Annotated in this window: 8 protein-coding genes; 4 read left to right on the top strand and 4 right to left on the bottom strand. The window is 49.9% G+C overall.

Going from position 1 to position 11,918, the window contains the following annotated elements; translation table 11 throughout:
* Positions 1 to 154: 154 nt before the first annotated feature.
* Positions 155 to 1,651, top strand: coding sequence for a hypothetical protein (locus tag ACFSOY_RS00885; RefSeq protein WP_386043409.1), 1,497 nt, complete (start codon positions 155 to 157; stop codon positions 1,649 to 1,651).
* A gap of 135 nt (positions 1,652 to 1,786) precedes the next feature.
* Here ACFSOY_RS00885 and ACFSOY_RS00880 read toward each other — a convergent pair whose 3' ends face one another.
* The 3 genes from ACFSOY_RS00880 to ACFSOY_RS00870 are packed head-to-tail and all read right to left on the bottom strand — an operon-like array spanning position 1,787 to position 4,967.
* Positions 1,787 to 2,704 carry an NAD-dependent epimerase/dehydratase family protein gene (locus tag ACFSOY_RS00880; protein ID WP_386043407.1) on the bottom strand — a complete coding sequence of 306 codons (918 nt, stop codon included), beginning with the start codon at positions 2,702 to 2,704 and terminating at the stop codon, positions 1,787 to 1,789.
* 16 nt (positions 2,705 to 2,720) lie between these two features.
* The gene (locus ACFSOY_RS00875; protein ID WP_386043405.1) at positions 2,721 to 3,683 is read right to left on the bottom strand and encodes an NAD-dependent epimerase/dehydratase family protein; all 963 of its coding nucleotides are present in this window, start codon (positions 3,681 to 3,683) and stop codon (positions 2,721 to 2,723) included.
* Positions 3,684 to 3,698: 15 nt separating this feature from the next.
* Positions 3,699 to 4,967, bottom strand: coding sequence for a nucleotide sugar dehydrogenase (locus ACFSOY_RS00870; RefSeq protein ID WP_386043403.1), 1,269 nt, complete (start codon positions 4,965 to 4,967; stop codon positions 3,699 to 3,701).
* 502 nt (positions 4,968 to 5,469) lie between these two features.
* Between ACFSOY_RS00870 and ACFSOY_RS00865 the strand changes: the two genes are divergently transcribed.
* Both ACFSOY_RS00865 and ACFSOY_RS00860 read left to right on the top strand, forming a co-directional pair.
* Positions 5,470 to 6,705 carry a glycosyltransferase family 4 protein gene (locus ACFSOY_RS00865; RefSeq protein WP_386043401.1) on the top strand — a complete coding sequence of 412 codons (1,236 nt, stop codon included), beginning with the start codon at positions 5,470 to 5,472 and terminating at the stop codon, positions 6,703 to 6,705.
* Complete coding sequence (locus ACFSOY_RS00860; RefSeq protein WP_386043399.1) at positions 6,686 to 9,070, top strand: coiled-coil domain-containing protein; 2,385 nt, start codon at positions 6,686 to 6,688, stop codon at positions 9,068 to 9,070. Before ACFSOY_RS00865 ends, ACFSOY_RS00860 begins: the two co-directional genes overlap by 20 nt.
* A 474-nt stretch (positions 9,071 to 9,544) precedes the next feature.
* Here the strand turns inward: ACFSOY_RS00860 and ACFSOY_RS00855 are convergent, their stop codons facing one another.
* A complete protein-coding gene (locus tag ACFSOY_RS00855; RefSeq protein ID WP_386043397.1) occupies positions 9,545 to 10,579 on the bottom strand; it encodes a DUF4850 domain-containing protein in 1,035 nt (344 codons plus the stop codon).
* 123 nt (positions 10,580 to 10,702) lie between these two features.
* Between ACFSOY_RS00855 and ACFSOY_RS00850 the strand changes: the two genes are divergently transcribed.
* Complete coding sequence (locus ACFSOY_RS00850; protein ID WP_386043395.1) at positions 10,703 to 11,350, top strand: HD domain-containing protein; 648 nt, start codon at positions 10,703 to 10,705, stop codon at positions 11,348 to 11,350.
* The last annotated feature ends 568 nt before the right edge of the window (positions 11,351 to 11,918 follow it).

Here is an 11,918-nt window from a genome sequence, read left to right as displayed (position 1 = left end):
ACCAACTTGTCAGCAGATCCTGCACGTCGATGTTCGCATCGATCAGCGCGCATGGATCGAATGATCAAGTCTGTGTCGCCTTTTAATTTATTTCTTTCTATAAAAATTACTTCCCGATGATGTTATGATAGAAGTGAAAAGGAGGATGGGAAGGGTGAAATTGGAGAACAAGCAGAACGATTGGTCTCGACAGAAATTGCCCGGATCGGCAACTGCACAACGAAAAAAGCTTTCGCATTCCTCGACGCTGACTGCCGCACAAAAGGTTATGCAACTGCAACAATCGGTCGGCAATCGATCGGTGCTAAAGCTGATGGCAGGACAGATGCAGCGAAGTCGGGCTCGCACCTCCTCCGCTGCTCCGATCCAGTGCGCGAAGCCAGGAGATGCGCCGCCGACGATCGAATCGCAGCTGGAAAAACGACTCAATCAAATGTCGAAAGAAGCGGGAATCGGCGAGCCGTTGATCGTACAATATATGACCGGACTGATCGATAACGAAATGGTGATGTCGACGCTCATCGACCCACAGCAAAATTATCCGATCGATGTCATTGTTAAAAACGCGATCAAAGAGCAGTTGAAAGAGGACAATTCGGACTATGATTGCAACACATTTAAGGCGATGGTCGCCAATATGGCGCTCCCCGATGCGGCGCGCCTTAACCTGATCGATCAGCTGGTGCCAGAAATCGACAGCATCATCGATCCGTTTTGGCATCGCGCGCAACGGGCGATATATACAGATCCCAATTTCAACTCCAATCCGGAGCTGCTGAACATGGTCCAGCAAACCACGCCAGGCGGTGACCAGTTGAACAAAGCGGCGACCGATTATCTGACGAACAACCCTCGTCCCGCTCTGATGGAGCTTCCAGCAGAACAGCGAGCGGAGATGATCGTCGCGTTAAAAGAGATGCCGATCGTCAAAAGCATGTTGGATGGAACCTTGTCGCAAGGTGGTGATGCCCAAGGCGTTCATCTGCTCAACGGATTCGATCAGCTTCCAGGGGCTTCGATCACATTCGAGTTGATCAATCGGGTGCAACAGGCGCTGTCACGGTTGGCCAGCATGGTCGATCGGGACAAACTGCCTCCGACGGGGAGGGTGCCAAACATTCAGGTCAACCCAGATGAGGTGGTCGATCTGCCGCAAACCTTCATGGAGAAATTGCGCGGAATCAGAAGACAGCAGATCACTCCGTTTCGCGCGAACGCCAACCGAGACGATAATCGAGTTCGCCTGTCTGCGCTCGACGATATTGCGACGATCGTCCATGAGTTTGGACATCAGATCGAGTTCTTTCTGCCTGTCGAGGAGTGGTTGGACATTCAAGAACTCCTGCGGATGCGCCATCAAGGCAACCAGCTCATTTCGATCTATCCGCACAATCCGAAGTTGCAGGATGAAGCCGCTTTTAACGCTCAAATGCCAGCGACCGGACTCTATTCGGCAAAAGTATACGATGATGGCAGCACCGAGGTGATGTCGCGAACGCTCGAATTTTTCGCTGAGCCAGAAACGGCTTTGCGGATGATTGAACGCGATCCTTTGCAAGCGGCGATCATCTTGCGAATGATCAAGCCGAATGAGTTTCGGCAGACTGTGCCAGATCCCTTGCGCGCGCTTCTGCCGCGTGGTGATGTTTAGAGATCGTGCGCGAAGAAGGTCGCTCGATCCGATCGGATCGAGCGATTTTTATATTTCCGGGTGATTTTCAACCTGTACAACGATCCGTTCGAATAAAAAAACTCCCCGTTGGGGGGAGCTTGTGCAATCGCTTTGTCACACGCGTTTCATGACGGAAGAATACGTCTCGGTGAGACCCTGTAACAGGTCGTACTGTGGACTCCACAGCAGTTGCCTTCGATTCTGCGAATAATCGAGGCAGCTGTGTTTGATATCGCCAGGACGCTCCGGCTCATAGGTCACTTTGATCTCCGAGCAGTGGATGTATCGCAACATCGCCACCAATTGATTGATCGATGTTGCAGTGGCTGTGCCGACTTGTATCACCCGATTTTGATTGCGGTACATGGCGGCGATGTTCGCGCGAACCGCATCTTTTACATAGACAAAGTCCCGAGTCTGCTCACCATCCCCGTGAATCAGGAGCGGCAGCCCACGCCTGATTCGATCTAAGAAGATCGCCACAACACCACCTTCGCTGTGCGGTGTTTGCCTCGGCCCGTAGACGTTTGCATACCGCAGGATCGTGTAGGGAAGACCGTACATCTGGTGAAAGACCCGGATGTACAACTCGGGAGCTAGTTTTGAAGCTCCATAGAAAGAGATTGGGTTGACAGGGTCCTCTTCGGTGATCACCCCTGCGTGCAAGTCTCCATAGACCGCACAGGAGGAAGCATAGACAAACGCTTGAACGGACGCTTCGCAACAAGCTTCGAGCATGTTGATCGTGCCCAAGATGTTGACGCTTGCGTCATGCTTAGGATCGCGGATCGAGCATTGTACCACAACTTGCGCTGCTTGGTGAAAAACGACGGCCGGCCGCTCTTTTTTGATCACATTCTTAGCCTCTTGGCTTCGGATATCGAGCTGGTGCAGCGTAGCTTTCGGATGCACGTTAGCAAGGTCACCGGTCGATAGGTTGTCGATCACATGAACGTCAAATCCTAGCGCGATCAATTGGTCGACCAGATGAGAACCGATCAGCCCTGCACCGCCGGTGACAACAGCTTTCATAGGATCACCTCGATCGTTATTCGCCACCGCGATACCAATCAATCGTCCTCTGCAAGCCGTCGTCCAAAGAAACGCTTGGAGCGTAGCCGAGGATCGATTGAGCATTCATCAGATCGGGAGTTCTTGCCATCATGTCTTCATAGCCTCGCCCATAGACCTGCTCATAGGGAACTTTCACAATCTGCGAGGAAGAGCCGGTCAGACGCACGACCATCTTCGCTAGGTCTTCAATTGAGATCGGAACAGAGGAGCCGATATTGAACGCCTTTCCGTTCGCCTGCTTAGAAAGGGCGGCGATCGTTCCTGCCACAGTATCATCCACATAAGTAAAGCATCTGTACTGCGTTCCATCGCCGTACACTTCGATCTGCTGATCGGAGAGCGCGGCGACGATAAAGCGCGGAACTACCTGCCCGTACTGTGAGGCGGTCTGCCGTGGCCCATACGTGTTAAAATACCGCACGACCGTGACGGGCAACCCTTTGTCTGCGTAGGCGAAACAGATGTGTTCGTCCAACGCTTTTGCGGTCGAGTAACACCAGCGGTTGACCGAGGTGGCGCCTAACACGCGATCCGAATCTTCGCGGAACGGCAGTTTCTCATTTTTGCCGTACACTTCAGATGTGGAAGCGAAGATTACTTTGACGTTATTTTGATAGGCGAGTTCCAGCACGTTTCGTGTTCCATCGATGTTCCCCTCGATAATTTTCAGCGGATTTTCGACCGTATTCTTTACGCCCAATGTGGCAGCCAGATGAAAAACAGCATCGCAGCGTTGCAGTAGTTTTTTGAGCACAGCGCGGTTCATGACCGAATCGACGACCAGGTGGTGATGCTTGTTCAGTTTCACATGCTCTAAAAAATCGGGACGTCCGTTTGAAAGGTCGTCGAGCGTCCATACTTGATGCCCGGTGGCGAGAAGTCGCTCGACCAGGTGTGAACCGATGAAGCCCGCCCCTCCGGTAACAAGAACTTTCATGCGAGTACCGCCTCCTTATAGCAGAATGACGTTTCCATTGTTCTTGCAGTATTGGGTCGCATTTCGCGTATCGATGACCAGAGCGGCAGCAGACACGATCGATTGGTAGGGGAGCCCCGTATGGTCGGTGAGGATCAGCGTGCAATCATGTTGCTGCACATTTCGTTTGGTCAATGAAATTCGCTTCAGCTGCTGGCTGTTGATCATGACCTGCTCGATATGCGGATCATAGAAATTGACGGTGGCACCGCGCTCGGTCAACTCTTCGATCACAGTCAGCGCTCGTGACTCGCGTATGTCGTTCACATCCTTTTTGTAGGTCACGCCGATCGCAAGAATTTTACAGTCCTTCAGCGGTTTGGGCAGCGCGTTCTCCACTTTTTGGACAACAAAAGCGGGCATCTGTTCATTGATCTGATGAGACAGTTCGATAAATTTGAGATCTGACTGAAGAGCGCGCGCCTTCCAGAGCAGATAGAGCGGGTCGACCGGAATGCAATGCCCCCCCACGCCAGGGCCGGGATAATAGGGCATGAAACCGTACGGCTTCGTGCTGGCAGCCGCGATGACCTCCCAGATGTCGATGTTCATCTGGTCGCAGAGCATCGCCAACTCGTTAATAAAGGAGATGTTCACAAGCCGCTGGCAGTTTTCTACAATCTTTGTCATCTCGGCCACTTTCGGTGAAGAGACCAGAACGACTTGGTCGAAGATCGATTCGTACACCCGCCTCCCATATTGCGCGCAGTGAGGCGTCATGCCACCCAAGACTTTGGGGATTTTCGACAGATCGGTCGCAGGCTGACCGGGGTCGATTCGCTCAGGGGAGTAGACGAGAGAGATGTCTTTTCCCACTTTGAGCTTCGATGTTTCGAGCAGTGGAAGCAGCTCTTCCTCTGTCGTTCCCGGATACGTGGAGCTCTCCAAGACCACCAGTTGTCCGATTCTCAAGTAAGGCAGGAAGCTATGAACCGCGCTTTTCACATAGGAAAGGTCCGGCTCTGCCTGTTCGTCAAGCGGAGTAGGGACGCAGATGATCACCACGTCCGAGTTCGCGATCCGCTCAAACGAACTGCTCACCGAAAAATTCCCCTTCGAAAACATCCCTCTGATCTCCGCATTTGAAAACTCTGATAGATAGCTTTTGTGGCTTTCCAAAGCAGAGATTTTCTTCGCATCGATATCGATTCCATACACGAAAAATCCTTTCTCAACAAACAGGCGTGCCAATGGCAAACCTACATAACCGAGCCCGATGATCCCGATCGTCAACTTGCCTTCCATTCTTTCAACAGCTCCTCGTTTCTACAATCTGTCGCGAACTATAAGTATTTTATGGAAGTCAATCAGCGATGGCGCTAGATCATACACTACTCTTGGCAAAAATGGGGGGACCACCTATCGTTCGGATGGTGACGCTTTCAAAAGATCGGCGTAGCAGCCTGTCTCCGACATCCGCGCTCATCCACCACAGGTGTCCCGTTCGCTCGACCTGTACAAAGGTTTGGGCCAGCAAAAAGCATGCGGTCTGCCTGTTCAGAACATAGGCTGCTGTCCTTCAGCAGTTCTCAAAGGCGCTTCGAGAGGTCGATTGACCTGTGAACGTTCAGTTTTTGGGGCAAGTGTCTCTTGGGTCGCGGGTGTATACGAGCAAACGGCCGCTTCGTTGGCCGTGTGACCCACCGTCACGATGACAGGAAGTGGACTGAAATGGGCGATCGACATTCGCAAAAAAATTTGAACAGGCATATGATGAATCGAAGTTTGCGAAGAGAGGATGGGAGCAATGAGGATACTGATTGCGACCTTCTGGCATCTGCCGCATGCTGGAGGAGTTTCGACCCACGTGTACAACCTAAGGAGGGAATTGGATCGTTTAGGACACGAAGTTGATCTCTTCGCCCATCATCCAGATATGGAAAAATACTATATAGCAAACACAGGTCGTTCACTGGAGAAGGCTAAAGTAAAAGGTCTGATCTATGAAAAAGTGAGCGAGTATTTCGAAAAAGAGCTTCCCCATGTGGATCGGTGGATCATGATGCGGGAGATCGAAAGGTATTCCTATGAAGTTGCGGCAAGCACGTTCGATTTGGGGAAATACGACTTGATCCATACGCAAGACATTATCTCGACAAGGGCGATGTGGCGGATCAAGCCGAAACACGTTCCTTTAATCGCCACGATCCATGGCTGCCTTGCGACCGAGTACCTCATCTCTGGAGAGGTAAAAGGGAGGGATACGCTGCCTTTTAAATATGCGACCACCGAGGAAATTCTCGGTGCGACATCGAGCGATCATACGATCGTGACGACTCGTTGGTTGAAAGATCTGTATGTGAACGACTTTTCGATTCCAAGCGAGCGCCTACAGTTCATTCCGAACGGCATGGATATCGACCACTTCTTGTCCACGGTGGGGGATCAACCGAACATGGAGCGTAGGGAAGGAAAGTTGGTGATCGCCTGCCCAGCTCGACTCGATCCGGTCAAAGGACACAAATGCTTGTTCGAAGCGCTGAAGATGCTCAAGCATGAGCGTGACGATTGGGTATGCTGGCTGATCGGGGATGGCGATCTTCGCGAAGAGCTCGAACAGCTGTGCGATCGATTGGACTTGACAGATCAGATCAAGTTTTTAGGCAGCCGAACAGATGTTTCGACACTGTTAGCCCAAGCAGATCTTGTTGTTTTGCCGAGTCTGCAGGACAACCAGCCCTTTTCGATCATGGAAGCGCAGGTCTCAGGCAAGCCGATCATCGCGTCCGATGCAGGCGGGATTCCTGAGATGGTCGAAGATCGGAAAACGGGTCTGATCTTCCAGGCTGGACAAAGTCGAGAGTTGTTTCAACTTCTGGAGCTGGTGCTGCGTGATGGTGCGTTACGAGAAGAGTTGGGGAGAGTGAGCAAAGAGTGGTCGATGGTGCAATGGTCCATGAAAAAGATGATGGAGCAAACACTGTCAGCTTATCAAAAAGTAGTGAACAATCGGGGGGTTGGCAATGAGATTCAACAAAAATGAGGACGGTGGAAACACATTCTCGGCCGCGAAAGCACAAGGCAAGAAAAAGCGAGTGACGGTGGTCAAACCGGCTGTGAAACAGGAAAAAAAGGGACGGGAGATCGCAAATCAAGGAACGGTTAAGGCGAACAGCGTGAAGTCGGCGCGTGGTTCACTCGTCAATGCGCAAAGCGATGCTCGGAAGGCGCAGAACGCTTCTTCCGCAGAACTGGTAAGCGCGCACCAACAAAATGAGGAGCTGCAGAACAAGCTGAAGAAAGTTCATTCGAGAAATCAAACGCTTGAGTACAATCTGTCTCAATTAGAATCGAAAATCCATCAGCTCAAAGTAGAAAATGATGAACTGCGCCGACTGTACAAAAAAATGAAAGAGACAGAAAAGTTTGGGATGATCGGTCATAATCTGCCGCGACAATCTGAAGAATTGCTATCGAAGATGAAGGAGTTGCAATCAGAAAACCGAGCGTTGCGCGAGGAGATTCGGATGCAACGATCGATTCTCGAAAACCAGAAGCATGAGGGTCACGAAAAGTTTCTTGCGCAAATCGAGTCCTTTCAAAAGACGAATGAGGCGCTTGTCGCACAGATACAGGCTCTGCAAGTCGCAACTGTAAAAACACCCGATCGGATGCTCGTAGCAGAAATTGAAGAGCTGCGAAAAGCGATCGAGGAACTCAATTCCCAGATGGAAGATCTCGAAGAAACGAACGAGAAGTTGGAAGACGCTGTCGATAACGAAGAGCTGGTGTCCGAGATCGAATCTCTCCGCAAATCGATTAAAAAGTTGCATAAAAAAATGGAGAAACAGGAAGCGCTCATTCAGCCCTCCCCAGATTCACTTTTCATCGAGACGATCCTGACGGAGATTGAATCATTGCGCGGACTCAACGAGGAACTGAACGTACAGATTGAACAATTACAATCCCTTCGTTCGCAGGCTTCCGCTCCTGAGCCAGTTCTGAACGAAGAAATGGTGGAAGTTGAAAGGGCAGACGAGGACAGTGAAGAGATGCTCGCCCCCATCGAGCCCTTGGAGGCAGAATATGAAGTCGCCGAAACTGTCGCACCTGAACCCATTTTCAGCGAAGAGGCGAAAGTAGTAGTTGCTGAATCGGAAGAGGAAAGCAGCGACGAGATGCATGGGCAGGTAGAGTTGGTCGAAGAGGAAAGCGGTGTTGCGCCTGAGCTTGCTTTGGACGAAGAGGCGGTAGCAGTTGCTGAATCGGAAGAGGAAAGCAGCGAAGAGATGCGTGGGCAGGTCGAGTTGGTCGAAGAGGAAAGCGGTGTTGCTCCTGAGCTTGCTTTGGACGAAGAGGCGGTAGCAGTTGCTGAATCGGAAGAAGCTAGCAGCGACGAGATGCATGAGCAGGTCGAGCTGGTCGAAGAGGAGAGCGATGTTGCACCTGAGCTTGCTTTGGACGAAGAGGCGATAACAGTTGCTGAATCGGAAGAAGCTAGCAGCGACGAGATGCATGAGCAGGTCGAGCTGGTGGAAGAGGAGAGCGATGTTGCACCTGAGCTTGAGCCAAACGATGGGCTGGTCGCCGAAATGGAGACACTGCGCAGGGATTATGCGATCTTGCAGTCGCAGATCGGAAGTCGACCAAGCGACGATGAGCGCCAACCTATGTTTACCGACACTGACAAGACTCTCCAAGATCGAATTGATGCTATGCAAAATGAGATGAAATACTTGACTGCAGAAAATCAAGGTCTGCAAAATAACCTGGACAGATTGCAAAGGATGGTCAAAGAACAAACAAGTCTTCAAAAGCACTATCAAAATCTGCTCGCGAGCCAAGATGAGCTTTCCAAAAAGAATGATGGGTTGAACAAGAAGATGGAGATCCTCATCACCAAAAATGAGACGCTTCGCAAAGAGGTCGAAGTAGCAAAATATGAAACGATGAAAGCCAATTTAGAATTATGGTTGCTCAAAAAAGAGCAGGCAAAAATGCAGAAAGAAGATCAAAATCCTTCCCTTCAGGCTGATCGAGAGACTATGATGGCGGAAGGCGATGTTGACCAAGCGGTGCTTCCACAGCCTGAGTCGGAGAATCACGTTCAGAATGAAGTGACAGAGGACACTTCTTTCGCTCCGCTCAACGAGGAGAGCACCAGCTCAGAAGAGGCTGAGTACGATTCGATCTTCTCCTTGAAAGGGGAAGCTCCAGAGGTGGAGCCAGATCCGATCGTCTGGAATGCTATCCAAGATGCGGTCCCCTCCGAGTATGCGATTCCTGATCAGAGCTTTGTCCAGGAGCTTCGCCAAGAGGAAGCTGCTGAATCTGATGAGCAAACGCCGCCGCTCGATCAGCCGGTCGAGGATCAATCTTCTGATGACCCATCCCCGAAGAAGCCCTAGACAGTAGATGAGGCAAGAAGCGACCTGTCGATCCAATCGGCGAATCTCAAATTACTGAAGGCATTCCGATCTGTGCGGGATGCCTTTTTGCGTGTTGGTGACAGCTTCGGATAGGGAGAATCGCCGCATGTCGGTGAGCGAGGGGTTCGCGGCCCAATCGAGATCGATTTTATCCTTGTCCGGTAATATGTTTTATGTAAACGTCATTATGTCGATTTTGTTTTTAGTTAACATAATATATATTATCGGACTTTGATTCGAGATCTTGATTGCTGTCTCTTGGTGGTGTTCTTCTGCTGTTGGCTGTCCCGACGATCACACTCTACTGCTTCAAAACCACAGAAACTGCACCACAATATCTGATCAAGATGCGTCGATCGTCATAAACAAGAATCCAGAAAGGACTTTCCATCAGATTGTCCTCTCTGGTAATCAACTTATTTTGTAGATGTGCTCCTCAATCACAAACGACGGTTAATCAAGCGACGTGAAGCCAGCCAAAAAACTATTAAGAAGATCCGTTGCAAGTTCATGGTCATTTACTACTACCTCTGCGTTCCAAAAAAATGGCTGTTTCTCCTCACCGTGACTCTCCACTGCGACACCATGAACCTCCTTGCCTTTAGTATTCTGAAACGAGTAAGCAACCTTATGTTCGCCGACCGGAACAATATTCCAGTCTGGATGGGTCGTGACCTGCCCAGACACGCTGTTCTTTAACGCCCAATCATACAGGTTTGGAAAGTATTGCCCTATATAATCGACTGTGCAGCCGAAACAAGCTCCAGCATGGAAATAGGTAATGCTCTGATCAGACGAGATCAGTTCAAATAGAGTAGAACCATTCGCTCCAATGGCTGCAGATTTGACCGACCATCCTGTGGGTGCTATGTAACTGTAACCACGAACATCATCGCCACCATTGACCCAGTACACTGCCAGTTGTGAAGCCCGATCTGCTGGAAGATTTACCTGAAGATCGGGCAAAGGCTGCTTTGGAAGCAAACTTGGTTTGTGTCCATTGTCAATCCCATAGGTGGCCTCTACACCGATCAATGGCAATTCAAAGTTTCCCTCGCTGCCGACAACATTGATCGTTGAGGCGGCTGTGGTTGGTGTCTCAAGTGAATCCTGAGGTGGTCTCGCTCCCCCGTTTTTCGAGGAAGTTTCTGTGGTCTTGTCCGGAACAACGGTCGTTCGCACAGACGATTCTTCTTCTTGCAGGGACAACGGAATGAAATTGTGGAAGAGACCAATCACCTTTACTTTTTCATTTTTGGATATTTCAGTAGAAAATACTGTGAAGAAAACAAAATTACTAGTTTGAGTAGAGCTTTCAAATGTACTGTCTACAAAAAGAGTTGTCAACACTTTCTCCAATAAGCCTTCGCTCTTTGCCATTGCCTTCTCTTTTGCCCAAGATGTGTACTCCACCTTGCTCGGATTCGTCATCGCCATTAGACCTAGTAAGAACAAAACAATTAATAGCACAATCTTTTTTCTCTGCATACTTTCCCTCTTCTCCTATCGCTCAAAAAATACCACTTGTATTTCCGCATTCCCTCTGATATAGTCTTTCGAAATACCTACAGCTCAGACTGTGTAGCAAAAGATGAGAAAGGGGCGAATCAAATGGGAATCCATAATTATTTCAAAAGCTTGTCCGACCTTGAGGGCATCAACCGCTGTCCAGGCAAATTCAAATACCAAGAGCACTCTGTCGCGAGCCACTCGTTTAAAGTAACAAAAATCGCCCAGTTTCTCGGCACCGTCGAAGAACACCACGGCACACAGATCGACTGGCGCAAACTGTATGAAAAAGCGATCAACCACGACTATCCGGAACTGTTCACCGGCGATATCAAAACGCCTGTCAAATACGCCACCCCAGAGCTGAAGTCGCTCCTCTCCCAAGTAGAAGAGGCGATGACGAAGAAGTTCATCGAGGAAGAGATTCCCCCTGAGTTTCAATCGATCTACGAGCTGCGGTTCAGCGAAGGCAAAGATGAGTCGATCGAAGGCAAAATCCTCGCGGTAGCAGACAAGATCGACCTGCTCTACGAATCGTTCGGTGAGATTCAAAAAGGCAACCCGGAGCCGCTGTTCCCCGAAATCTATGAGGAAGCGCTGGCGACGATCGTCCACTACCAGGAGTTGCACTGCGTGCAGTATTTCTTAGAGAGCATCCTCCCCGAAATGTTGGAAGAAGGCGTCATTCCGTACTCGCAAATCAACAAAGTTTCGAAACAAATCCTCGGAAAAAAAGTAACAATCGTCTAAGAGTGGCCAACGTCTAAACGATACGGATGCAGCTCAGACAAATTTTAGTCCTGCTATCCGCGCGAGTTGCGACTGCTCACAGCAGAGTTTGGCTGCAAGGCGACAGATGCGACGAGACTCTTTTCACCCCGTTCCTCCTCTCGATCAAGGACGACCGCATCTACAAGCTCAGGGTGCCTGTTGAGCGCCGCTTCAATCTCTCCATCGCCACAAATTACACCAAAACCTCCGATATACAGCTCACGTCCCTTCCTCCCCTCCTTTACTTCGTCATAGATGCGTAGATCGGCTTGGCTTAGCAGCCCTTCCGTTCAACTTCACATCGGTTAAGTGGTTCCTTTTTAAGGGCGGCTGATTGGTTCGCATAAGCGATCGTTACATTTACATGCAAGTAACATTGATCGCTAGACAATCGATATGATAATCACATCTCTTAAATTAATAATTTTATTTTTCACAATGATAGTAACACATGCTATTTGCCCGTACAACAAGCAGCCGTCAGTATGTAATCAAAATAGCAAACGCCCTCGTTCTTGAGCAACGAGGGCGTTTGTCTTCCATCTGA

Origin of the sequence: Tumebacillus lipolyticus, assembly GCF_042682745.1 — a bacterium.
Taxonomy (GTDB): Bacteria; Bacillota; Bacilli; order Tumebacillales; family Tumebacillaceae; genus Tumebacillus_A; species Tumebacillus_A lipolyticus.
This window is presented reverse-complemented; position numbering and strand designations above follow the sequence as displayed.